At 56.1% G+C, this 23,672-nt stretch carries 24 protein-coding genes; 6 read left to right on the top strand and 18 right to left on the bottom strand.

What is annotated here, in order from left to right:
* Positions 1 to 19: 19 nt before the first annotated feature.
* Genes ACN0WX_RS08220 through ACN0WX_RS08195 form a run of 6 tightly spaced genes read right to left on the bottom strand, consistent with a single transcriptional unit; the run spans position 20 to position 7,123 of the window.
* Positions 20 to 475 (bottom strand): hypothetical protein, encoded by a 456-nt coding sequence (locus tag ACN0WX_RS08220; RefSeq protein ID WP_417621802.1) that lies wholly within the window; start codon positions 473 to 475, stop codon positions 20 to 22.
* Positions 456 to 2,177: a dihydroxy-acid dehydratase gene (gene ilvD / locus ACN0WX_RS08215; RefSeq protein WP_417621801.1), complete on the bottom strand. Its 1,722-nt coding sequence runs from the start codon at positions 2,175 to 2,177 to the stop codon at positions 456 to 458. Before ilvD ends, ACN0WX_RS08220 begins: the two co-directional genes overlap by 20 nt.
* A gap of 51 nt (positions 2,178 to 2,228) precedes the next feature.
* On the bottom strand, positions 2,229 to 2,957 hold the full coding sequence (locus ACN0WX_RS08210; RefSeq protein WP_417621800.1) for an N-formylglutamate amidohydrolase: 729 nt from the start codon (positions 2,955 to 2,957) through the stop codon (positions 2,229 to 2,231).
* Positions 2,954 to 3,808: a 4-(cytidine 5'-diphospho)-2-C-methyl-D-erythritol kinase gene (locus ACN0WX_RS08205; protein WP_417621799.1), complete on the bottom strand. Its 855-nt coding sequence runs from the start codon at positions 3,806 to 3,808 to the stop codon at positions 2,954 to 2,956. Before ACN0WX_RS08205 ends, ACN0WX_RS08210 begins: the two co-directional genes overlap by 4 nt.
* The gene (locus ACN0WX_RS08200; RefSeq protein ID WP_417621798.1) at positions 3,808 to 5,430 is read right to left on the bottom strand and encodes a tetratricopeptide repeat protein; all 1,623 of its coding nucleotides are present in this window, start codon (positions 5,428 to 5,430) and stop codon (positions 3,808 to 3,810) included. Before ACN0WX_RS08200 ends, ACN0WX_RS08205 begins: the two co-directional genes overlap by 1 nt.
* A 37-nt stretch (positions 5,431 to 5,467) precedes the next feature.
* A complete protein-coding gene (locus tag ACN0WX_RS08195; protein WP_417621797.1) occupies positions 5,468 to 7,123 on the bottom strand; it encodes an electron transfer flavoprotein-ubiquinone oxidoreductase in 1,656 nt (551 codons plus the stop codon).
* 128 nt (positions 7,124 to 7,251) lie between these two features.
* Here ACN0WX_RS08195 and ACN0WX_RS08190 point away from each other — a divergent pair, with 128 nt between their 5' ends.
* Both ACN0WX_RS08190 and ACN0WX_RS08185 read left to right on the top strand, forming a co-directional pair.
* On the top strand, positions 7,252 to 8,049 hold the full coding sequence (locus ACN0WX_RS08190; protein ID WP_417621796.1) for a uracil-DNA glycosylase family protein: 798 nt from the start codon (positions 7,252 to 7,254) through the stop codon (positions 8,047 to 8,049).
* Positions 8,046 to 9,788 (top strand): lytic transglycosylase domain-containing protein, encoded by a 1,743-nt coding sequence (locus tag ACN0WX_RS08185; protein WP_417621795.1) that lies wholly within the window; start codon positions 8,046 to 8,048, stop codon positions 9,786 to 9,788. The genes ACN0WX_RS08190 and ACN0WX_RS08185 overlap by 4 nt, the downstream gene beginning before the upstream one ends.
* Positions 9,789 to 9,891: 103 nt before the next feature.
* Here ACN0WX_RS08185 and ahcY read toward each other — a convergent pair whose 3' ends face one another.
* Together ahcY and ACN0WX_RS08175 are read right to left on the bottom strand one after the other, a co-directional pair.
* Positions 9,892 to 11,292: an adenosylhomocysteinase gene (ahcY, locus tag ACN0WX_RS08180; RefSeq protein WP_417621794.1), complete on the bottom strand. Its 1,401-nt coding sequence runs from the start codon at positions 11,290 to 11,292 to the stop codon at positions 9,892 to 9,894.
* Between the two features lie 157 nt (positions 11,293 to 11,449).
* Positions 11,450 to 12,010, bottom strand: a complete 561-nt coding sequence (locus ACN0WX_RS08175; protein WP_417621793.1) for a YqgE/AlgH family protein — start codon at positions 12,008 to 12,010, stop codon at positions 11,450 to 11,452.
* A 172-nt stretch (positions 12,011 to 12,182) separates the two neighbouring features.
* Between ACN0WX_RS08175 and ACN0WX_RS08170 the strand changes: the two genes are divergently transcribed.
* Entirely contained in the window at positions 12,183 to 12,662 is a 480-nt protein-coding gene (locus ACN0WX_RS08170) for a peroxiredoxin (RefSeq protein WP_417621792.1), read from the top strand.
* Between the two features lie 59 nt (positions 12,663 to 12,721).
* Here the strand turns inward: ACN0WX_RS08170 and ACN0WX_RS08165 are convergent, their stop codons facing one another.
* The 4 genes from ACN0WX_RS08165 to ACN0WX_RS08150 all read right to left on the bottom strand — a co-directional run bounded on the left by ACN0WX_RS08165 (position 12,722) and on the right by ACN0WX_RS08150 (position 16,727).
* Positions 12,722 to 14,560 (bottom strand): M2 family metallopeptidase, encoded by a 1,839-nt coding sequence (locus tag ACN0WX_RS08165; RefSeq protein ID WP_417621791.1) that lies wholly within the window; start codon positions 14,558 to 14,560, stop codon positions 12,722 to 12,724.
* Positions 14,561 to 14,617: 57 nt separating this feature from the next.
* Positions 14,618 to 15,145, bottom strand: a complete 528-nt coding sequence (locus ACN0WX_RS08160; RefSeq protein WP_417621790.1) for a hypothetical protein — start codon at positions 15,143 to 15,145, stop codon at positions 14,618 to 14,620.
* Between the two features lie 8 nt (positions 15,146 to 15,153).
* On the bottom strand, positions 15,154 to 15,906 hold the full coding sequence (locus tag ACN0WX_RS08155) for an alpha/beta fold hydrolase (RefSeq protein WP_417621789.1): 753 nt from the start codon (positions 15,904 to 15,906) through the stop codon (positions 15,154 to 15,156).
* A gap of 173 nt (positions 15,907 to 16,079) precedes the next feature.
* Positions 16,080 to 16,727 (bottom strand): 2-hydroxychromene-2-carboxylate isomerase, encoded by a 648-nt coding sequence (locus ACN0WX_RS08150; protein ID WP_417621788.1) that lies wholly within the window; start codon positions 16,725 to 16,727, stop codon positions 16,080 to 16,082.
* A gap of 81 nt (positions 16,728 to 16,808) precedes the next feature.
* Between ACN0WX_RS08150 and ACN0WX_RS08145 the strand changes: the two genes are divergently transcribed.
* Genes ACN0WX_RS08145 through ACN0WX_RS08135 form a run of 3 tightly spaced genes read left to right on the top strand, consistent with a single transcriptional unit; the run spans position 16,809 to position 19,927 of the window.
* The gene (locus ACN0WX_RS08145) at positions 16,809 to 17,261 is read left to right on the top strand and encodes a MarR family winged helix-turn-helix transcriptional regulator (protein WP_417621787.1); all 453 of its coding nucleotides are present in this window, start codon (positions 16,809 to 16,811) and stop codon (positions 17,259 to 17,261) included.
* Positions 17,261 to 18,376, top strand: coding sequence for an HlyD family secretion protein (locus ACN0WX_RS08140; RefSeq protein ID WP_417621786.1), 1,116 nt, complete (start codon positions 17,261 to 17,263; stop codon positions 18,374 to 18,376). Before ACN0WX_RS08145 ends, ACN0WX_RS08140 begins: the two co-directional genes overlap by 1 nt.
* On the top strand, positions 18,377 to 19,927 hold the full coding sequence (locus ACN0WX_RS08135; RefSeq protein WP_417621785.1) for a DHA2 family efflux MFS transporter permease subunit: 1,551 nt from the start codon (positions 18,377 to 18,379) through the stop codon (positions 19,925 to 19,927).
* A 7-nt stretch (positions 19,928 to 19,934) separates the two neighbouring features.
* Here the strand turns inward: ACN0WX_RS08135 and ACN0WX_RS08130 are convergent, their stop codons facing one another.
* The 6 genes from ACN0WX_RS08130 to rpsP form a co-directional block, all read right to left on the bottom strand.
* Positions 19,935 to 20,960, bottom strand: coding sequence for an aspartate-semialdehyde dehydrogenase (locus ACN0WX_RS08130; RefSeq protein WP_417621784.1), 1,026 nt, complete (start codon positions 20,958 to 20,960; stop codon positions 19,935 to 19,937).
* 84 nt (positions 20,961 to 21,044) lie between these two features.
* On the bottom strand, positions 21,045 to 21,434 hold the full coding sequence (gene rplS, locus ACN0WX_RS08125) for a 50S ribosomal protein L19 (RefSeq protein ID WP_417621783.1): 390 nt from the start codon (positions 21,432 to 21,434) through the stop codon (positions 21,045 to 21,047).
* Between the two features lie 3 nt (positions 21,435 to 21,437).
* Positions 21,438 to 22,367 carry a tRNA (guanosine(37)-N1)-methyltransferase TrmD gene (gene trmD / locus ACN0WX_RS08120; RefSeq protein WP_417621782.1) on the bottom strand — a complete coding sequence of 310 codons (930 nt, stop codon included), beginning with the start codon at positions 22,365 to 22,367 and terminating at the stop codon, positions 21,438 to 21,440.
* 19 nt (positions 22,368 to 22,386) lie between these two features.
* On the bottom strand, positions 22,387 to 22,677 hold the full coding sequence (locus ACN0WX_RS08115; protein WP_417621781.1) for a hypothetical protein: 291 nt from the start codon (positions 22,675 to 22,677) through the stop codon (positions 22,387 to 22,389).
* Positions 22,674 to 23,162: a ribosome maturation factor RimM gene (rimM, locus tag ACN0WX_RS08110; RefSeq protein WP_417621780.1), complete on the bottom strand. Its 489-nt coding sequence runs from the start codon at positions 23,160 to 23,162 to the stop codon at positions 22,674 to 22,676. The genes ACN0WX_RS08115 and rimM overlap by 4 nt, the downstream gene beginning before the upstream one ends.
* A 3-nt stretch (positions 23,163 to 23,165) precedes the next feature.
* Positions 23,166 to 23,639, bottom strand: coding sequence for a 30S ribosomal protein S16 (gene rpsP, locus ACN0WX_RS08105; RefSeq protein ID WP_417621779.1), 474 nt, complete (start codon positions 23,637 to 23,639; stop codon positions 23,166 to 23,168).
* Between the last annotated feature and the right edge of the window lie 33 nt (positions 23,640 to 23,672).

Raw genomic sequence — 23,672 nt, 5'->3', positions numbered from 1 at the left:
TGGTTCAGCAATCGTGCCTCTAGTTGCCGGCTTGTGCCGGACCTTTGCGGGCTGCAGCGGGAATTTCGGCGGCCGCATTGGTCCGCGCGCCGGATTTAATCTGTGCCGGCAGCAAATATTTGTCGGGTCCGACGACGACCAGAATTTTTCCATCCTCGGCGATTGACACCTGAGCCTTGTCAAAACCGTCCGCAGCTTCCAGTCCATGACCATCGGTCAGAATCTTGAACCGGCGGAACCCGCCGTCGGGATGGCGGATGATCATAGTCCCCCCATTTTCGCCGCTCAGCCTTTCGGTGAAACAGCCGCGGGTGAAATTGCTAGCGCCATTGACCGCGCATTCAACCTTGCCATTGTCTTGGGCTTGTTCGGCAGCACGCTTTTCCGCTTCCGCCAGCACCGCATTGTCCGGTCGATTTTCACAGGCGGCAAGCGCCAGGGTCAAGGCGACTATGCTAGATGTCCGCATAGACATGTTTTTCTGCCTTGGCTCCGGGATGGGTCACCGCTCCCCGATAGGCCGGCCCAACATTCTGGGCATATCGCCACAAGGCCCCGGAGCCATAATCGGTTTCCCGCTGTTTGAATTTTGTCCGACGCTCTGCCAAAATTGCCTCGTCAACTTCCAGATCGATAATGCCCTTTTCCGCATCAATATTGATCATGTCGCCTTCTTCGATCAGACCGATAGGCCCCCCGTCAGCTGCTTCCGGACCGACATGCCCGATACAGAAGCCGCGGGTTGCACCGGAAAAGCGGCCATCGGTGATCAGCGCAACTTTCTCGCCCATGCCCTGCCCGTAAAGCGCAGCGGTAGTGGCCAGCATCTCGCGCATGCCGGGGCCACCTTTCGGCCCCTCGTTGCGAATGACGACAACCGCGCCTTCCAGAATCTTCCTGGCTTCGACGGCGGCGAAGGCATCTTCCTCGCACTCGAATACCTGCGCCGGACCGCGGAATTGCAAGCGCGCCATGCCGGCCACTTTCACAATCGCGCCTTCCGGTGCCAGCGATCCGCGCAGGCCGACAACACCGCCGGTTGCGGTTATTGCGTGCTGGACGTCGTAAATCACTTTCTGGTCCGGGTTCCAGGTAATTTCCTCGATATTCTCGCCCAATGTTTTCTCGGTGACGGTCATGCAATCACCGTTGATCAGGCCATTGTCCATCATCGTTTTCATCAGCATATAGACACCACCAGCAGCGTGCATGTCCTTGGCGACATATTTCCCGCCCGGCTTCAGATCGGCGAGATAGGGCGTGGTCTTGAAGATTTCCGCGACGTCGAAGAGATCGAAATCGATCCCGGCTTCGCTCGCCATGGCGGGCAGATGCAGCGCTGCATTGGTCGATCCGCCTGTGGCAGCAACCACGCGCGCGGCATTGATGAACGCATCCCTGGTGCAGATATCGCGTGGCCGCAGATTGCTGCCGATCAGGTTCATGATCTGCCGGCCAGCAGCCCTGGCCATATCATCGCGGGTTTCATAGGGTGCCGGGGCCATATTGCTGTTCGGCAGTGACAGGCCGATCGCCTCGGCAACGCAGGCCATGGTGTTGGCGGTAAACTGGCCACCACAGGCGCCGTGGCCGGGACAGGCAACCTTTTCCAGCTCGATCAGTTCCTGCAGCGGACAATTGCCCGCGCTATGCTGGCCAACCGCCTCGAACACGTCGACCACCGTCACATCATGATCGTGGAAGCGCCCCGGAAGGATCGAACCGCCATAGACAAAAATCGACGGCACGTTGAGCCGCAGCATCGCCATCATCATGCCCGGGAGGCTCTTGTCGCAGCCAGCATAGCCGATGACCGCATCATAGCAGTGGCCGCGGACACTCAGTTCGACGCTGTCAGCAATGACTTCGCGCGACACCAGCGAGCTTTTCATTCCCTGATGGCCCATTGCGATGCCATCGGTGACGGTGATCGTGTTGAAGCGCCTCGGTGTGCCGCCAGCCTCGATAACACCTTCGCGGGCGATATCGGCCTGCGCATCGAGCAAAGTATTGCACGGTGCGCTGTCGTTGCCCGCCGATGCAATGCCGACAAATGGCTTTGCAATATCTTCTTCGGTCATCCCCATCGCATAATAATAGCTGCGCTGGGGTGCGCGTTCCGGCCCCACGCTGACATGACGGCTCGGCAAACGGGATTTATCAAATTTGATGGTCATTCAGGATTCCAATATTGCAATTTCCGGATCGTCCTTCCAAAACTATGCCGGTTACGCAAGAGCCGTTCTGATTTTATCGCAAGTACGCAATAAAATTTCAGCAAAACGGCGCTGTCCAGCTTCCTCCCTGATCAGATCCTGCCGGACTTCGACGCCGATATAGGGCTGGCCAATCGCCTCGCATTGTCGGTTCATCGTCGCGTTCAAATCTTCACCGGAATAGGGAAGCTGATCGCCGACCTTCAAACCCCCTTCTTCCTCGAGAAACTGGATCGCGAGCCGGGGCGCGGTTTTATATTGATTATACATGACGCCGATATCCCACGGCCGCTCCACTTGCGGGGCGGAACGGAGCGTTGGCGAGAAGCTGTGCAGCGATGCGACAAGCGCCGGCTTCAGGTCGGCAATCAAGGCCCCGAGCCGATTATGATAGGGGGTGAAAAAGCGATCCAGCCTCGCCTGCCTTTCCTCGGCCGAAAGATGATTGCCCGGAATTTCAACGCAATCGCTGCTTTCGACTATAACCGCCGCTTCATCGGGATAGCGGTTGAGGTCGACGATCAGCCGCGACGCCGTGCTCAGAATGGCAAGATATCCCATATTCTCGGTCATCAGACGGGCAATCGGCGCAATGCCGGGATCATAGGCGATATGATCCTGCTCATATTCCGGTGGAATTCCGAGATCGATATCATCGGGTATGGCGCTGGATGCGTGATCCACCACGATCAGGATGCCGCCTTCCGAAGGGAGACCGGATATTTCAAAAGCCTCGGTCATCGAAAACTCCCAATCATCGCCCACGCTCCGTCCATAGCCTGCAAACAATGGTCTTGCGCCTTCTGCGCTTCTGCCAGAGTCTCGAACAGGGCAAAACATGTCGCACCGGACCCGGACATACGCGCCATGACCGGTTCGCAATCCTCGAGCAACCGGAGCAAGACAGTCAACATCGGGACCATCGCCACCGCCGGAGCCTGCAGGTCGTTTCTGCCATTTTCGGCAATCGACAGAATATCGCCTGCCACAAGGCCGCCGCGGTCCAGGCCGTCCCATGCTGCGAATATATCGGCCGTGGACACCGGAACCATGGGATTGACCAGCAGCACACTATAGCGCCCCAAGCCAGCGTCAGGGATAGCGGTCAGATCCTGGCCGATCCCAGCGCCGCTGCACGTTTCGCTGAGCACGCAGGCCGGCACATCAGCGCCGAGCGGCCTGGCGATTTCCGCCAGCCTGTCGAGCGAATGATCCAGCCCCCAGAAGCGATTGAGCAACCGCAGTGTCGCAGCAGCATCAGCAGACCCTCCGCCGATGCCTGATGCAACCGGCAGCCGCTTATCAAGATGGAGCCGGGCGCCAGCGGCTATGCCGGAAACCTCCGCAAGCCGTCTAGCCGCATCGATGACAAGATTGTCAGTGCAGCTCAACCCGTTCGCAAAGGGTCCGCCTATTTTGAGATTTAAGCCCTTGCCGGGCTGTACCGAAACCACGTCTCCCCGATCGAGAAAGGCAAAAATCGTCTCTAGCTCGTGATAGCCATTGGGCAGCCGTTTGCGGACATGGAGCGCCAGATTGATTTTTGCATAGGCCGCCTCGCTGTCAGCCGCGCCCAAAACCGGACCGGCCATCAGGGCGCTATGAGATCAGGCTGCAAGCCCAAGTCTATTTTGGCCGCCAGGCGGTCCACATCGTCACCCTCCGCAAATAACTGGGCCGATTTCCAAGCATAGCGGGCTTCATATAGACGGCCAACAGTCCAGTAGGCATCGCCGAGATGTTCGTTGATGGTCGGGTCTTGCGGTTGACCGGATAATGCGCTCTCCAGATAGGTTACCGCTCGTTCGTGCTCGCCAGTGATATAATAAGCCCAACCAAGCGAATCGGTAATGGCCGGCGAGGTGGATCGCAGTTCATGGGCCTGTTTTATGGCGTCGATCGCTGCTTTCTGATTTTCGCGCCGCTCCAGCTGGGCATAGCCAAGATAGTTCAGGATTGTTGGCGAATTGGGGAGCAACTGATTTGCTTTCTGCAGCGACTGCAACCCCGCAGGCCAGATCCCGGCCTGCTCCTGAGCACCACCGAGCGCAAGCCAGTAACTGGCCATCAAACTGTCGGGTCGCTCCAATTTCTCGGCCAGTGCAATGGCGTCCTCGAAAGCGGTGACCGCTGCCCTGTTGCTTTTCTGCGCTTGCAGGACCTGGCCCTTCAAGATGTACAGTTCGGGGGAATCCGGATTGCCAGCTATCGCGAAATCGATACGGGCGATGGCCTGATCAGAATCGGCAATGGTGACAAGACTGATAATCTGGGAGCTCAGCGCAACCAGATAATAGGGGCTTTCCATCCCAATGCGGGAAAATTCGCGCACCGCCAGATCATGATTATCCATACCGACATATGCCCGGCCAAGCATCAGGTGCGCATAGTCAGATTTATCTGCAACGCGCACGCTGACCTGCGACAGGACCTGCGCCAGAAACGGGGCTTTCTGTACCGCGAGATCAGTCGACAATCGCTGAAAGAAAAACGCCAGGCCAATGGACGCATTGACCTTTTGCGCAACACCCTTTTTTTGTCCCGTGTCAATCTGCTGCAACAATCTTTGCTCGGGACCCGACGAGGATTTTATCAAAATTCGACGTGCAGTTTCGGGCTCATTCTTCGCCCAAAAATGCTGCGCCGCGAGCATCCGGACCGGCGCCATCCGGGATTCATTACTGTCGATCACACCGGTCAGCAGAGCAAGGGCTTCGCTCTCCTTTCCGCTCGCCAGCAGATTCAGAATAAGCTGCTCATCAAGATAATATTTGCCGGTAGTATTGGTTTTTGCCTGGGCCAGGACAGCGGCGAAATTTCGGCCTCTCGCGGTAGCCAGCCAGGCTTCGAGAAACGGTGCCATAAAGGCAAAATTTTTGAGTGCTTCAAGTTCAACAATCGCCCGATTGGCGCTAGTCCAATCGCGCCGTGCAAACGCCTCGGAAAACGGGAACAGCGGCATTTCCGGGTCTGCTTTTCCGCGCAATTCCATAGCCTGAACGGCGATCAAAGCCAGATCAAAGTCTCCGATCTCCACCGCGTTGACATAGGCTTTGCCCGCCAGCAATTCGTTATATGGCTGCTCTTTCAGACTCTCCGCATAGATTACAGACGCAGCCCGCAATTCATCGGAAGATTCAGCCAAACGGGCCTCGACAAAACGGTTTAAAGCCAAGGCGCTATTGTCGCCACGACTGGCCAGCGCTGGAGACACTGCTTGCCCGGCGACAAGCAGTGCACCTAAGCCGAGACTACATATTCGGATAATTCGGACCTCCGCCACCTTCGGGAACAACCCAGTTAATATTCTGGGACGGGTCCTTGATATCACAGGTTTTGCAATGGACGCAATTCTGTGCGTTGATCTGAAACTTCGGTTTGCCGGCTTCATCCTCGACAAATTCGTAAACACCCGCTGGACAATATCGTGCCGATGGTCCGGCAAAAACCGGCAGATTTACATCGACCGGAATATTGGGGTCTTTCAGTTGCAAATGAACCGGTTGGTCTTCTTCGTGATTCGTGTTGGACAGAAAGACCGAAGACAGGCGATCAAAACTGATTTTACCATCGGGCTTCGGATATTCAATCGGATTGCAATGTTCGGCCCGCTTCAGACGCGACCAGTCTGGGTGCAATTTCATCGTGAACGGTATCTTTATTTTGAGATGCTCGGCCCACATGTGGATTCCGGACAATATGGTACCAAGGAAATCACCATATTTCTCGATCGCTGGCAGAGCGTTCCGGACTACCCGCAATTCTTCTCTGACCCAGCTGTTTTCATAGGCGGTTCCGTAAGACGTAAGTTCATCATTTTGACGCTCTGCGACAATCGCTTCATAGGCGGATTCCGCAGCCATCATGCCGGTTTTCATCGCGGTATGCGTGCCCTTGATCCGTGGTACATTTACAAAACCGGCAGAACAGCCGATAAGCGCACCGCCGGGGAAATATAATTTCGGAACGGCCTGGAAGCCACCATCGTTAATCGCCCGGGCACCGTAGGACACGCGCTTGCCGCCTTCCAGAATTTTGCGGATTTCGGGATGCTGCTTCCACCGCTGCATTTCTTCGAACGGCGAGAGATAAGGGTTTTCATAGTTGAGCCACGTGACAAAACCGAGCGCGACCTGATTGTCCGCCTGATGGTAGAGGAAGCCTCCACCATTGGCGCCTTCGCTCAGCGGCCAGCCTTGCGAGTGGATCACGCGGCCCGGCTTGTGTTTCGCCGGGTCAATGTCCCACAATTCTTTTATGCCAAGACCATAAATCTGTGGCTCGCTTTCGCTATCAAGACCGAACTGGTTTTTCAGTATCTTGGTGAGATGGCCCCGGGCACCCTCGGCGAAAAATGTATACTTGGCATGCAGTTCGAGACCAGGCTCATAATCCGGCTTGTGGCTGCCATCGCGGGCGACACCCATATCACCGGTGGCGACACCTTTCACCGATCCATCTTCATTATACAATATCTCGGCAGCCGCAAAACCGGGGAAAATCTCGATTCCCATATTCTCGGCCCGCTCGCCCAGCCAGCGGCACAGATTGCCAAGCGAGCCAGTGTACGTGCCCTTGTTATGCATGAACGACGGAGTCGCGATATGCGGAATGGAAAATTTCTTTTTCTTTGTCAGAATCCAGTGATGATTCTCGGTCACCGGCGTCTTGGCCAACGGACAGTCCTCATCGCGCCAGTTAGGGAACAGCTCATCCAGACCTTTGGGGTCAATCACTGCGCCGGAAAGAATATGCGCGCCGATTTCGGACCCTTTTTCCAAAATACAGACCGAGAGGTCCTTGCCCGCTTCGTCGGCCAGTTGCTTGAATCTGATGGCCGCGCTGAGACCGGCGGGACCACCCCCGACTATCACCAGATCATACGGCATTGACTCTCGTTCACTCATGTCGATTTTCCTACAGTTCTTGCTTTTATTCTCTTGTACATTCGGTCTGTCGCAAACCGCAACCCGCTGGACAGAAACCTGCTTTCCCGCCAATTGACCAATTCGTCAACTCATGACTCTATAGAAATATGAATTTAATCGCCTCATCAACGGCAAATCCATCCACCGAAGCGATGGTCCACAGTTTACAGAACTGGTGGTCGCTTGCCGGTGTCGAACTGGATTACGCCGACCTCCCTGCGCCGCTACTGACGGAGAAGTCCGTTCCCACTGCACCGGTGGCGATACCGCGGGAACCGGCGCATATTCCGCAGGTCGCCGTTACGGAACCTGCGCCGGAAAATGACATAACACCGGTAGCGGAGGAACCGCTACCGGCATCTCACGCGCAATTCGTCGACTGGCTGGCAAATTCGGACAGGCTGATCGAAGCGAACTGGTCGCAGAAGACTGTCTTGCCAACGGGCGTTTTGGAACCGGAAATCATGGTCATTTCGGCACTCCCCGAAAAAGTTGGCAATGGTGATATTGCGCTGTTCAATCCGCAGAATCAAAAGTTGCTGGACAAGATGCTGGCCGCGATCGGATGTGATTCGCAGCAGGCCTATCTGGCGACCATTGCCATAGCAGCCTCGATAGATGGTCGCATTGACGAACAATATTGGTCAAGCTTCAAAAAACGGCTGTTGCATCACATCGGGCTGGTCCGGCCCAAGCGGATAATCTGCTTCGGTGATCTGGCTGCGAAAATCATATTTGACGAGGACCTGCTGTCGGCGCGCAAAAATAAGCAATTTATTAACCATAGTGCATCAAAAACGGAAGCAATCGTAACGTTCCATCCCCGGATCCTGATCGAACGGCCGCTATTCAAGGCCGAAGCGTGGAAGGATTTGCAAATGCTGACAAGGATTTCTGCCCCGTGAAATTGAAACTTATATTGACAGCTTCATTGCTCACTCTCTCGGCCACCCCTGCTCTCGCCGATGACGGAGCGGTTCTCTTCAACAGCGCTGCGGTTGCCAAGGATGTGCCTTCGCAACTGAAACGCCAACAATCGGACCATTATCGCGCCCTGTTTTCCGCCATGAGTGCCAATCAATGGGACACCGCGAAAAACCTGATCGAAACGGCACCGTCGGGCCCGCTCAGATCCATCGCGCAAGCCGAATATTTTCTGGCGGCCAATAGTCCGCGAGCAGAGTTGGGGCCGTTGCTGACCCTGGTCAACGAAGCGCCCCAAATTCCGCAGGCCGCCCAGCTGGGTCGCCTGGCACAGAAGCGCGGCGCGCAATTGCTGCCCAGCCTGCCCCAGCGTCGAAACCTGTCATGGGTCCCCGGCCCACCTATTCGGTCCAAACCAAAGGACGTGAATTCGGACAGCACGGCAAATAATATCCGCGGCAAGATCAATGATCTTATCAAGAATGACAATCCACAGGGCGCCGAGGAACTGCTCAACGCAAGCGCGACCGACATGACGCCCGAAGGGCGCACGGAACTGGAGCAGAGAATTGCCTGGTCCTATTATATCGAAAATGATGACGCTTCTGCCCTGCGCATGGCCAGGCAGGCCCAGAATGGCGCGGGCGAATGGATGGTCCATGCCGATTGGGTCGCCGGTCTGGCAACCTGGCGGATGAACGACTGCCGTTCAGCAAGCGCTGCGTTCGAGAAGGTCGGGCGGTCGGCCAGCAATGTCGACCTGAGAGCCGCCGGACTTTACTGGAGCGCTCGTTCTGACCTGAAATGTGGCCAACCGCAAAAGGTGCAAGGCAAATTGCAGGCAGCAGCACGTCTCGACGACAGTTTCTATGGTTTGCTGGCGGCGCAGACGCTGGGAATGGAACCGGATAATGCGAAAGCGGCAGACACGTTCGCAAAATCGGACTGGCGGGCGCTCGAACGCCATGAAAATGTCCGGGCGGCCATCGCCTTGGTCGAGATTGGCGAGGAGCAACTGGCCGACGAGGTGCTCCGGCATCAGGCAACGATCGGCGACGACAGCGATCACCCTGCCCTGATCAAATTGGCGCGAGAGCTTGATTTGCCAAGAACCCAGCTGTGGCTGGCGCATAATGCCCCCCGAGGCATGAAGCCCGACACAGACGCCCGCTTTCCCGCCCCGAGATGGAAGCCGGACGGGGGCTGGCGCGTCGATCCGGCGCTCATCTATGCGCATACTTTGCAGGAATCCGCTTTCCGCAGCCAGGTGGTTAGCCCGGCCAACGCGATCGGACTGATGCAAGTGCGTCCCGGCACCGCCGGGGATATTGCCAAGGCCAATGGCCGGAGCTTTAACGAAGCCGACCTGTATCGCCCGTCGACCAATCTTGAATATGGTCAATCCTATCTGGAATATCTTGGAAAATCCTCGATCACGGGTGGCAAGTTGCCGAAAATCGCAGCCGCCTATAATGCCGGGCCGGGCGCGGTCCAGCGCTGGAACAGCGAAGTCCGGGACAATGATGATCCGCTGCTGTTCATGGAAAGCATCCCCTATGTCGAAACCCGCGGCTATGTCTCGATCATATTGCGCAACTACTGGATGTACGAAAAGCAAGCCGGCATCCAGTCTGCCAGCGCCCGCGCGCTATCGCAAAATCAGTGGCCCGCTTTTCCGGGCAACCCGGATGGTCGCAAGACCCAGTTCACGTCTCGCTGAACTTTTGAATGCGTTAAATTTCAGGGCCATGAAACCAGGCCGTTAAAAAAGCCGGGCAATGCTTCTGCACTGCCCGGCTTTTTGCTGTCGGAATATCGATCGCCTAGTAACGATAATGATCCGGCTTGAACGGACCTTCGGTCGGTACGCCGATATAGTCGGCCTGTTCCTGGCTGAGTTTGTCCAGTTTTACTCCGAGCTTCGCCAGATGCAATTCGGCGACTTTCTCGTCGAGATGCTTCGGCAGAACATAGACATCATTCTCATATTGCTCGGGACGGAGCCACAATTCGATCTGTGCCAGCACCTGATTGGTGAAGCTTGCGGACATCACGAAGCTCGGGTGACCGGTTGCACAGCCAAGGTTGACCAGACGACCTTGCGCCAGCACGATCAGTTTCTTTCCATCGGGAAATTCCACTTCATCGACCTGTGGCTTGATCTCGGTCCATTTCATGTTCTTGAGACCGTTGATCTGGATTTCGCTATCGAAATGACCGATGTTACACACGATCGCGCGATCCTTCATGGCGCGCATATGATCAACGGTAATCACGTCTTTGTTGCCGGTGGTGGTGACGAAAATGTCAGCCCGTTTCGTGGCCTCATCCATCGTCACGACTTCAAAGCCTTCCATGGCCGCCTGCAGCGCGCAAATCGGATCAATTTCCGTCACGAGGACGCGTGCGCCACCGTTGCGAAGCGATTGCGCCGAACCCTTGCCCACATCGCCGAAGCCTGCAACCGCAGCGACTTTACCGGCCAACATGACGTCTGTCGCACGGCGGACCGCATCAACCAATGACTCTTTACAGCCATAGAGATTGTCAAACTTGGATTTGGTGACGCTGTCGTTGACGTTGATCGCGGGAAAAGGAAGCTTGCCAATTTTTGCGAGTTCATAAAGACGATGGACACCGGTGGTGGTTTCCTCCGAAACGCCTTTGATGGTTTCAACCGTCTTGGTCAGATAACCGGGGCGCTCTGCCAGAAAGCGGGTCAGGGTCGCAACAAAGACTTCTTCTTCTTCATTTTCCGGTTTGAACAATTCTTCACCAGCTTCAACCCGCGCGCCCCAAAGTGCGAACATCGTGGCATCGCCGCCGTCATCGAGAATCATGTTGCAGGTCTCGTCCGTACCCCAGTCAAAAATACGCTCAACATAGGCCCAATATTCTTCCAGAGTTTCACCTTTGATTGCGAAAACCGGGGTTCCGCCGGCTGCGATCGCCGCTGCGGCATGGTCCTGTGTCGAGAAAATATTGCAGGAAGCCCAACGCACTTCCGCACCGAGATGGAGCAAAGTTTCGATCAATACCGCCGTCTGAATGGTCATGTGAAGGGAACCGGTGATGCGTGCGCCTTTCAGCGGCTGTTCCTTGCCAAATTCTTCACGAAGCGCCATCAATCCAGGCATTTCGGTTTCGGCAATTTCAATCTCTTTGCGACCATAATCGGCGAGGCTGATATCTTTGACTATAAAATCTTGGGGTGCGGTTGCCACTTTGTGTCTCCTTGGAAAACGAAATGCCGCACGGGCAATCCGGTGCGGCAACATATGTTTTCCTTAGCGGCTTGCGGCCTCGGAAGCAAATATAAAGATGTCTTTATATTTGATATTTTGTGAGCCTCCCAACCAGCAGTTCGCAACAACCACCAGGTCAGGCGCTGCCAAATCCGGTAGACAGCTTCGTTGGATCAATGCCCTGCGCCTGCCAGGCCATCATCCACTTGTCCCGGGAATCGGTCTCATATAACCAGTCCGGCGATCCTTTGGCGACGGACCAGCCATTCTGGGTCAATTCGCCTTCGAGCTGCCCTTCCCCCCATCCCGAATAGCCGAGCGCAATAATCCATTGCTGCGGACCCCGGCCTTTGGCGATCGCACGGAGCATGTCGATCGAACTGCTAAGCCCCCATCGATCACTTACCTGGAGCGTGTCGGACATATTGATATCAAGGCTGTGGAGGATGAAGCCGCGCTGCGTTTCCATCGGGCCACCGAGAAATACGTCGCAATCCGGTGCCTCCTCCGGATCAATGCCAAACTGGCGAAGAATATCATGGAAGCTGATCCCTTCCACCGTGTCGCCGACATTAATACCCAATACTCCGTTTTCGTCATGCGAACAGATGGCCACTACAGAGCGGGCAAAGCGGGGGTCTGCCATTCCCGGTGTGGCGAGGAGAAACTGACCGGAGAAAAATACGGGATCATGCATCCAAACGAACATAGCAATGCAGAGATGAACTTCCCATGGCAAAATCAGAATAAAATGAACGACGATTTGTTTGCCCGCCTTGCTTGCAATTTCACGCGCCTGTCACCACTATCTTCTACCGAGGCGATGTTCAGAGCCCAATCAAGACAAGCCCATCCAAGATAAGGAGCAAGTGATGATTAACAAAGGCGACAAGATTCCCGAAGTGAAACTGGTCAAGGCGACCGCAGAAGGCCCACAGCAAATCAGCTCCAGCGAATATTTCGCCGGCAAGAAAGTGGCGCTATTTTCCGTACCCGGCGCGTTCACGCCGACCTGCTCCGCCAAGCATCTCCCCGGCTATGTCGAGAAAGCGGCCGATCTCAAAGCCAAAGGCGTTGACGAAATTGCCTGCACCGCCGTCAATGACGCCTTCGTCATGGGCGCATGGAATGATGCAGCCGGTTCGGAAGATGTCACCATGCTGGCTGACGGCAATGGCGAATTTGCCCAAGCGGTTGGCCTGACCATGGACGGTTCCGGCTTTGGCCTGGGCCAGCGCGGGCAGCGTTTCTCGATGATCGTCAACGATGGCGTTGTCGAAGAACTGAATGTCGAAGCACCGGGCGATTTCAAAGTGAGCGCTGCGGAATATATGCTCGATCAGCTTTGATCTGAACTAGCAGAATCAAAAGCCGGCGGAAGAGCAGTCTTCCGCCGGCTTTTTTGTGCCTACCATCCGCAGGACTTGCCCTTATTCTCTTCCTTCAGCCAGTCCATCAGCGGCGCGAAATAGCTGATCATTGCCTTGCCATCCATTTCGCGGGTGCCGGTGAAGGCTTCGAGCGCGTCGGGCCAGGGCTTGGATGCGCCCATTTCCAGCATCGCGTTCAGCTTCGCGCCGACCTGTTCGTTGCCATAGAAGGAACAGCGGTGCAGCGGTCCTTTCCATCCGGCTTCGTCACAGGCGGCCTTGTAGAACTGGAACTGCAGGATCCGGGCGAGGAAATAGCGCGAATAAGGCGTGTTGCCCGGAATGTGATATTTGGCACCCGGGTCAAAGGCATCGGCGGGCCGCTCGACCGGCGGGGTAATGCCCTGATATTGCAATTTCAGATCGTGCCAGGCGGTTGTATAATTATCAGGCGTGATCTCTCCGGAAAACACCTGCCAGCGCCATTTGTCGACCAGCAGACCAAAGGGCAGGAACGCCACCTTGTCCATCGCCTGACGCAAGAGCAGGCCGACATCCTTGTCCGCACTGGGCACTTTGCTTTCGTCCAGCAAGCCGACCTGCACGAGATATTCCGGGGTAATCGACAGCGCGATCATGTCGCCAATGGCTTCGTGGAAGCCGTCATTGGCACCGTCGAGATGCAGATAGCTCTGCTTGTTATAGGCCCGCTGGTAATAATTATGGCCTAGCTCATGGTGGATGGTGGTGAAATCGTCCCCGTTCACCTTGATACACATCTTGATGCGGATATCGTCCTTATTGTCGATATCCCAGGCGCTGGCGTGACAGACCACTTCGCGGTCGGCCGGTTTGGTGAACAGGGACCGTTGCCAGAAAGTTTCCGGCAGCGGCTCAAAGCCGAGCGAGGAGAAGAATCCTTCGCCGGCCTTGACCATCTTGATCGCATCATAGTCTTTCGCGGTCAGCAGTGCGGTGGTGTCATAGCCGATGTCGCCAGCCCCTGCCGGTGCAACGATATCATAGATATTACCCCATTCCTGCGCCCACATATTGCCGAGCAAATCGGCACGTATCGGACCAGTGGCCGGTTGCACCTCATCGCCATATTTTTCGTTGAGCTTGTCGCGAGTATAGCAATGCAGCTGGTCGTAAAGCGGCTTGACCTGCGCCCATAATTTGTCGGTCAGCTTGGCAAAATCATCGGCCGGCATGTCATAGCCCGAGCGCCACATCGCGCCGACATCGGCGAAACCGAGTTCCCGGGCGCCTTCATTGGCAATCTCGACCATGCGGGCATAATCGTCCTTCATCGGCGCGCCGACATTGCTGTGCCAGCTTTCCCACATTTCGGCGAGTTCTTCGGGATTGCGATTGGTGCCCATTTCGGCTTCGATATCGGAACCGTTGATTTCCTTGCCGTTTAAGGTGCCCTTGCCCTTGCCGTAAGCCGAGTTCAGCTTGGTTGCGATCTCGTTCAGTTCAGTGGCAGCGCCCTCTGTGGTGGGTGCTGGCAGCACGATACCGCCGCGCAATTTGTCCAGTTTGCGGCGGGTGACGGCATCAAGACCCTTCACATCGTTGAACCTGGCAGCTTCAATTGCCGCCTCCACCGACATTGTCGTTCCTTCGGCCCCCGCCTTGGCCGCCAAGGCGTCGGTATCATCGGTGATGAAATTGGAATTGATCCAGTAAATCCGCGCTGCGTCGACCGAGTAATCGAACAGTTTTTGTTCGGTTTCCTCGACAAATTGCTTCGCATCCTCAGCGGTTGGTGCTGCTGCCTCTTCCATTTCATCATTCTCGTGATGTTTGGCCCATGCCGGTGTTGTCAGGGCCATTGCGGCAATTGCGACGATCGAAGCGGCGGTTCTCATATATTCATCCTCAATACGGGTTATTTTGGTTGGAATTGAAACTTTATTGTCGGCCGGTCAAGCCCGTGTTTCGCTCCAGCGCCAGATCAGCCCAGCGATCATCGAACAAGTACCGACAATCCAGGCGATGACTTTTACCGGCTTCGCCATTGCTGCCGTTGCCGCAAGAATGTCACTGCCCTGTTCGCGGAGAAGCTGGATCAGCTGGCTGACGGTCTCGATGTAATCGGTCAGACCGAAGACGAAAGAGGCCAATACGCAGAGCAGGCCGACTTTTTTCAATGTCGGCGAATTTGCCCGCTGCCAGAGAAGCCTGCCGCCGATGATGCCTCCGGACATATAGAGGGTGATGAAAATAAGGTCGGCGATCATGCCCCATCGGGCGTGGTCCAGCACCCCTGCGGCGGCCCAGCTTTGCTGGATCGCGTTGACTCTGTCGCCGGTAGCAGCGCTTTGATGATCGAGTATGCCATTGGGAGCGACCGCTGTCTCCAGCACTCCACCCGACATCACGAGATAGAGAAACAGCGCCATGCCGCCGCCCCAGAAAATCCAGAAAACCCGCCAGTTGTACAGCTTCGGCATAACTCCTCCTATTCGGTCAGAAACCGTAATATTTCCTGCCCCATTTCTACTTTGGTCACGCTGCTCATATGGGTTCCGGGGATGGCGACATACTGCCCCCCGGACAATAGTCCGACCAGTTTCTCCGGATCCCCATTGTCCCGATCCTCCGATCCGCAGAGGACCAGAACCGGCATATCCATAGCGGTCAATCGCTCGGCTTCCAAATCCGAGAATGTCTTCAGCAGACAGGAAGCCGCGACCGGGTCCACTTTCTGGCTTTTCATGAACTGAATCGCCATCCAGTGCGGATCACCGCGCTTGGCACTATCCTTGAGCCGGATCGCTTCCTGAAAAAATTCCTGACGGCGTTCCCATCCGGAAAGTCCCTCCAAGCCCATGCCGGCGAGTATGGCCTTGGCAGGCTTTGCGCCGGTCACCAGCAGTTTTGCGGTCGTCCGGGCACCCAGCGAGAAACCGCCCAGGTCATAGTCATCCAGTTGCAGATGCGCGATCAAGGCCCGCACGTCCTTGACCAAGACATCTTCCGGATAAGCAGCGGGATCATGCGGCGCTGCGCTTTCACCATGCGCGCGCAGGTCGGGCATGATCACCCGGAAACCGGCATCCGCCAGCATCCGGGCATGGCCGAATTTGATCCAGTTGGTTTGAGCGTTGGAGAACAGGCCATGCAGGAGGATGACCGGACGCCCCTGCCCGATTTCATGAATTTTCAGATTTACGCGATCGAAGGACGGGAAGTCCCATTTTTTTGTGGGCATCAATTGGCTTTCATTGTCCAAAGTTTGTTAACGTTTGGGCCAAGGAACGGATTTTGACGAATTTCATTCGCATCCGGTACTGCGACCTCGAATTCGGTGACTCCCATTGAGATAGAATACTGGCCATAAGTCCAGCCTAGTGCTTCCACCTTGTCTGGGAAAGGCACAAATCACTAATGTCTGCTCAACCCCTTCTGCTCCATCCGCCAGACCGCCAGGTCGATCCGGTCCTGTCCGAAAAAGGGCTCGCCGTCGAAAACCAAAGTCGGCACGCCCCAGTGGCCTGCGGCTTCCAGAGCTTTTTGATTGTCCGCTATCTCCGCATCCAGATCGTCGGCCTGTGATACGGCTTCTGCCTTGAGTTCAGCCAGATCAAGTCCCGCGCGCCCGGCGGCGCGTTCGAGATAATCGCCTTCATGCCAGCCAGCGGTTCCACCCCAGATCAGCTGCGAGACCTCATTGGCAAATTCAAGGCCCCTGCCCCGCCGGGACGCCGCCTGCCCCATTCGGGTCAGTTCGAAAATATAGGGTTGTTCATCGGCAATTTTGCGGGTCGCAATATCCTGCACGATTGGATCAGGATTGGGCGGTGCCAATGGGATATTCATATATTGCGCGACGCGAAAAATATCTTTGAAAACATAGCCCAGCCAGTTGGGATGGTTCTTCTCGAAGAAATCCGGCTCCCGGATCGCCAGCGGATAAACAAACCGCTGGTTGATCTGAAGATCATATTTCGTCGTCAGCTCTACATATCGCCGCGTCGCGAGATAGCTGTAGGGAGAGCGGAAGGACCAGTAGACGTCTGCTTTTAGGGTCATGAGGATATCGTAACCCCGATTGCAATCTTCGCAAGCATATATCGATTGAGATTAGTAAGCATTGCTATTATATATTCACTCATGACTGAAGCGATTGGATTTCTGGTTCACGACACCGCGCGCCTGTTTCGCCGCGAGCTCAACGAGCGCATGCGCCACAGCGGCGTGACCGGCTTGCAATGGCGGTTGCTCGCCTATCTCGCCCGCAACGAAGGGACCAATCAGGTCAAGCTGGCAGAATTTCTGGAGGTTGAACCGATCACGTTATCCCGGATGATCGACCGTCTCGCCGATGCTGGACTGCTGAGTCGGCGACGCGACCCTGACGACCGCCGTGCCTGGTGCCTTTTTCTGGAGGCCAAGGCCCTGCCCCTGATTGACGAATTGCGCACTGCCGCCACCCTGCTTGCCGAAGAGGCGCAGGACGGGCTGAGCGCGGATGAACGCGCCCAGCTGGCGGGATATGTCGAACGGCTACGTCAAAATCTGTCCCGCAAAAATTCCGATTCAAATAACCAGAACCAGGCAGCCTGATGGACATGCTACACGCCGATAAAATATCCGAACAGAATGACGGAATGGAAGCGCTGCCCGAAAGGCATCAGGAAAGGACCAGTGTGGATACCAGTGCCGCCGACATGCCGAAGCGCCGCCGGGGGCGCTGGGCGGTCATGGCGATTGTGCCAGTAATCCTGATCGCGGTTGCGGGCTATTTCTGGCTGACCAGCGGGCAAAGCGTCACCACTGACAATGCCTATGTCCAGCAGAGCCGGGTTTCGGTCGCCACCGAAGTTGGTGGCAGGATCGTTGAGGCCAATGTCAGCGAAAATGATCTGGTCAAACAAGGCGACATCCTGTTCCGCATCGATCCTGCTCCTTATGAAATCGCACTGGCCCAGGCCAATGCCGCGATTGCAGGCGCGGAAGTACAGGTTCAGGCTTTGCGGACATCCGCGGCTGGCAGCAGCGTCGATATATCCGCCGCCCGTGAAGACATAGAATTCGCGCAAGCCACATTCGAGCGGCAACGCGCGCTAATGCAACGTGGCTTCACTACCAAAGCCGAATTTGAAGCGGCCCAGCATGCCGTCGAGCAGGCCCGAGAGAAATTGCGTCAGGCGCAGGCCGATGCTGCGGAATCACGGAGTCTTGCCGCCAACGCTATATCGATGCCGGGTGAAAACCCCGCTATTGCATCGGCGAAGGTACAGCGCGAGCAAGCGCAGCTGAACTTATCCCGCACCATTGTCCGGGCGCCCTCCTCCGGTCGTGTGGCCCAGGCAGATCGCCTGCAGCTCGGCCAGATGATGGTCAGCGGGCTGCCAGCCCTTACTATTGTTGTGGACAAGAAAAGCTGGGTGGAGGCCAATTTCAAGGAAACCGATCTAGCTGAAATGAAGGTCGGGCAAAAAGCGAAGATTACGTTTGACGCTTATCCGGACCTGAAGCTCAATGGCCATGTCGCGAGCATTGGCGCCGGAACGGGCAGTGAATTTTCTGTACTCCCGGCGCAAAATGCGACCGGCAACTGGGTGAAGGTGACCCAGCGCGTACCCGTGCGGATTGCAATTGATGAATTATCGCCCCGCCCGCTGATCGCAGGCTTGTCGACCGAAGTGACCGTCGATATCCGCTCCAAAGGCAAATAAATGGCGACCGCCGCCAGCACCAATTCTCCGCCAGAAATAAGCATTACGCCTTTCAACCGCGCGCTTTTGACGGTCGCTATCATGGGGGCGTCGGTGATCCAGATTCTCGATGCCACCATCGCAAATGTCGCGCTTCCTCATATGCAGACCAGCCTCGGTGCCACCCTCGATTCGGTTACCTGGGTGCTGACCAGCTATATTGTGGCCTCCGCTATCGCGATGCCGATCACGGGCTGGCTGGCCGATCGAATTGGTGGACGTGAGCTGTTCCTGATTGCGGTTATCGGCTTCGTGATTTCCTCGATGCTTTGCGGCCTGGCGACCAACCTGGAGGAAATGATCCTGTTTCGTGTGATCCAGGGCATTAGCGGCGCATTCATAGCGCCACTGTCACAAACCGCCATGCTCGACATCAACCCGCCGGAGCGCCACGCGAAGGCAATGGCAATCTGGGGAATGGGAATCATGGTCGGTCCAATTTTGGGACCAGTCATCGGCGGCTGGCTGACCGAAAGCTATAGCTGGCGCTGGTGCTTCTACGTCAATGTTCCGCTCGGAGCGGTAACCATCACAGTCCTATGGGCGCTGTTGCCGCGCAAGCCAGTCACACGCCGCAAGTTCGATCATCTCGGCTTCTGGGCCCTCGCAATCGGACTTGCCAGCCTCCAGATGATGCTCGACCGGGGCGCGCAACTGGATTGGTTCGACAGTTGGGAAATCCGGATCGAAGCATTGCTCGCGCTGGCTGGATTCTGGATTTTCATCGTCCAGATGGCAACCGCCCGCAACGGACTATTCTCGCGCGTAATGCTCACCAACCGCAACTATGCAACTAGCTTGATATTCATGCTGGTAATCGGTGTGGTGATGTTCGCCAATATGGCGCTGCTCCCGCCCATGATGCAAAATCTCTTCGGTTATCCGGTGATTGACACTGGCCTGTTGCTCGCCCCGCGCGGGGTCGGGGTGTTGATCAGCATGGCGGTGGCAGGCCAGTTGCTGGGCAAGGTGGACGCGCGCCATCTAGTGGGAGCAGGGTTTCTGATTGTCATTTTTTCGCTCTGGCAGATGAGCCACTGGTCGCTGCAAATGGACTGGCGTCCGTTCGTCATCAGCGGCCTGATTCAGGGGCTTGGCATGGGGCTGGTGTTCATCCCGCTAAACACGCTGGCCTTTTCCTCTCTGCCGCCGGAATTGCGGACCGACGGGTCCAGCCTGCTGAACCTTGGTCGCAGCCTCGGCGCGTCGATCGGCATTTCCGTTGTTTCGACATTTCTGGGCTCCAATATCCAGACCAGCCATCAGGACCTCGGATCGCACATCACCAGTTCGACGATCAACAGCATCGACGCCAGCACGATCGACCGCTTTCCCGGCATCGCTGATCCGGCAATGGCGATGGTCAACATGCTGATCAATCAGCAAGCCGCAATGATCGCCTATATCAACAATTTCTGGCTGATCATGTGGCTGACGATCGCTGCGTTCCCGCTGCTGTTGTTGCTTCGGCCCGCAAAGCTTGAGGAAAATGCCCCGCCATTGCTGGACTGAATTTTGCTCAGCCCTTCTGCAAATGCTTGCGTCCCAATAGCTCTGCAATCTGCACGGCATTGAGCGCCGCGCCCTTGCGCAGATTGTCGCTGACACACCAGATGTTCAGGCCGTTTTCCACCGTCGGGTCTTCACGGACGCGGCTGATGAAGGTCGCACCGTCGCCGACACATTCGACCGGCGTGACATAGCCTTCGTCCTCGCGCTTATCGACCAGCATGATGCCGGGCGCGTCGCGCAGGATTTTCTGGGCGTCCTTGGCGGACAGCTCTTTTTCGAATTCAATATTGATCGATTCGCTGTGACCGACGAAGACCGGCACCCGGACGCAGGTCGCGGTCAGCTTGATCTTGGGGTCGAGGATCTTCTTGGTCTCGACGACCATTTTCCACTCTTCCTTGGTCGAACCATCGTCGAGAAACACGTCGATATGCGGGATCACGTTGAAGGCGATCTGCTTGGTGAAGACGTGGTTTTCCTTGGGGTCGCCGACGAAAATGGCGCGGGACTGTTCGAACAGTTCGTCCATGCCTCCCTTGCCCGCACCGGAAACCGACTGGTAGGTGGAGACAACCACCCGCTTGATCGTTGCCGCATCATGCAATGGTTTCAGCGCCACAACCATCTGCGCGGTCGAGCAATTGGGATTGGCGATGATATTGCGCTTGGTATAGCCGCTGATCGCCTCGGGGTTCACTTCGGGCACGATCAACGGAACATCCGGATCCATGCGATAGAGCGAGCTGTTGTCGATCACTACGCAGCCGGCAGCAGCGGCCTTGGGTGCATATTCCTTGGTCGGACCGGAACCGGCAGCGAACAGGGCGATATCCCAGCCAGCAAAGTCGAAATGCTCGATATTCTGGACCTTGAGCATTTTGCCGGTGTCGCCAATCTCGATTTCGGTTCCCTGTGACCGTGAAGAAGCAACCGCGGCAATCTCGTCCGCAGGAAATTCACGCTCGATCAGAACGTTGAGCATCTCACGTCCGACATTGCCCGTGGCACCCACAACTACTATTTTGTAACCCATGCAACTTTTCCTGTTCCTAATATGAAAACAGCCGGTTTTCCTGGTGAGGAGAACCGGCTGTTCGAAATTTCGAGAAAGCTCTGATTATTTGGCTTCCGTGCCTTTCGCTGGCTGGTTCAAACGGCGCTCCGCAATACGGGCCCGCTTACCAGTCCGACCGCGCAGATAGTAAAGTTTCGCACGGCGCACGATACCGCGGCGAACCACGGTAATGCTGTCAATGTTCGGGGAGTAAAGCGGAAATACACGCTCAACGCCTTCACCGAAGGAAATTTTCCGTACGGTGAAATTGGAGCCCATGCCGCGATTGGTACGTGCGATGCACACACCTTCAAAATTCTGGGTACGAACGCGCTCGCCTTCGACGACGCGAACACCGATCCGCAGCGTATCGCCAGCGCGGAAATCGGGGATTTCTTTTGATGCTGCAAATGCTTCTACAGCTTCTTTTTCCAATGTCTGAATCAGGTTCATGACCTATTCCTTATCTTTATCTTTTTCCTGCGCACCAGAGGGCGACTGATCCGGAGCGTCCCTGTGACGTTCCCATAAATCCGGCCGCCTTAGCCGTGTATCTTCCTCTGCCTTTTGTTTCCGCCAAGCAGCTATTTTCGCATGATCCCCCGATCGCAAGACTTCAGGGATAATGCGCCCTTCCCATTTCTGAGGTCGGGTATATTGCGGATATTCAAGTATTCCGTGTTCGAAACTCTCGTCATCTCCGCTAGAAGACGCGCCCATTACCCCGGGAAGCAGCCGAATGCAAGCGTCTAAAAGCACCAAAGCGCCCATTTCTCCGCCGGATAGAACATAGTCGCCAATCGAGACTTCTTCAATGTCGCGGGCATCGAACAGGCGTTCGTCAAATCCCTCGAAACGACCGCAGATTATGGTGAGGCCGGGACCGGCGGCAATTTCGCGGACACGGGCCTGCGTCAGTGGTTTTCCGCGCGGGGTCATGGCCAGAATTGGGGCCGTTGTGGACGCGGGAGCCGTTCGTGCTAAGCTTGTCGAAGCACCGCTCTCCACAGCATCCTGTCCTTCGACAGGCTCTGGACGAACGGCATTTGCGGCTGCCTCCTCCCCGTTTGTGTCGAGCGAAGTCGAGACACTTTTGTCCCCAACCCCGTCTCTCGACTGCGCTCGAGACGAACGGACCTTCTCGGCCATCCGCTCCACCGCATAGTCCACTGCAGCCGCCATGATATCAGCCCTGAGCACCATCCCGGCACCGCCACCCGCCGGCGTGTCATCGACACTGCGATGCTTGTCGGTGGCAAAGTCGCGCGGGTTGATAGTATCGAGAGACCACTTCCCCTCCGAAAGCGCCCGGCCCGCCAGCGAGGTGCCGAGCGGTCCGGGAAACATTTCCGGGTAGAGGGTCAGGATTTGGGCGGTGAAAGTCATTGAACCACGCTCTACCGCATCATTTCCGTTTGGGTGTATTTTTAATCTCCAGAACCGCAAAGGTCATGATCGAGATCACCAATGCCATGCCAGCGTATATGATCATCGTTCGCACGGGATTTTCACCAGCTACTGTAGCCTTGGATATGGAGATAAAAATTATTCCAGGCGTCAGGATCATCTGCCCCGCCAATATAGTCCCTGCCATACGGGCAAACTGACCGTGATTTCGGCTGAGCTTCCAGCCCGCAATGGCCGGCAATGCAACCAACAGAACAATCAGCAGGATGAAGAATATCGGAACGATCATGGTTCGACAAACTCCGTCTCTACAATTGCGGGATCGCCCCGCATATCGATCGCCTTGACCGGAACCATGAATTTCTTGCCGTTTGCCCGCTCGATCTCGATCACATCGCCGGCGCCAAATTCGTAGATGGCGAATATCTTGCCCAGTTCTTCGCCCGCGTCGGAGACGCAGCGCAGACCGATGATATCAATATGGTAAAATTCATCCTCGTCCAGTTCCGGCAAAGCGGAGCGCGGGACGGTGAGTTCGGTGCCGCGTGCGGCTTCGGCGCCGTTGCGGTCGGTAATTTCAGACATCCGCGCAATCGCGCCCATTTTATGGGGTTTGACGGATTTCAGCGTCAATGCGCCGCCGTTATACGTCTTGTGCGCCTTGAGACTGTCGATACTATCACAAAACAGCTTGAGCCGGACTTCCCCGGTCACCCCATGCGCGCCAATGATGACGGCAAGGGGGACGGGGTTGTCCGGATCAACCTTGTCCAAGGATTAACCCTCGGACTTTTCTTCAGCAGGCGCTTCTTCAGCTGGAGCTGCTTCAGCAGCCGGTGCTTCCTCAGCGGCAGCTTCTGGAGCAGCTTCTTCAGCTGGCGCTGCAGCAGCTTCCTTGGCGGCTTCTTCAGCAGCAGCGGCTTTTTCCGCTTTTTCTTCGAGACGCTCGGTGGCTTTTTCGCCAGGCTTGCCCTTGTTCGGGTTGTTGCGCGCTTCGCGCTTCATCAGGCCGGCGGCATCAAGAAAACGGGCAACGCGATCGGAAGGCTGCGCGCCGGTTTCGAGCCAATGTTTCGCACGCTCGGTGTCCAGAACAACACGCTTTTCGTCGTCTTTCGCGAGCAGCGGGTTGTAGCTGCCGATACGCTCGATGAACTTGCCGTCGCGTGGTGCACGGGCATCTGCAACGACGATTTTGTAATAAGGGCGCTTCTTGGAACCGCCACGGGACATTCTAATTGCTACTGCCATTGTAATAAACCTTTCTAAAAATTCAAAAATTCA

Origin of the sequence: Parasphingorhabdus sp. (assembly GCF_048269915.1) — a bacterium.
Taxonomy (GTDB): Bacteria; Pseudomonadota; Alphaproteobacteria; order Sphingomonadales; family Sphingomonadaceae; genus Parasphingorhabdus.
This window is presented reverse-complemented; position numbering and strand designations above follow the sequence as displayed.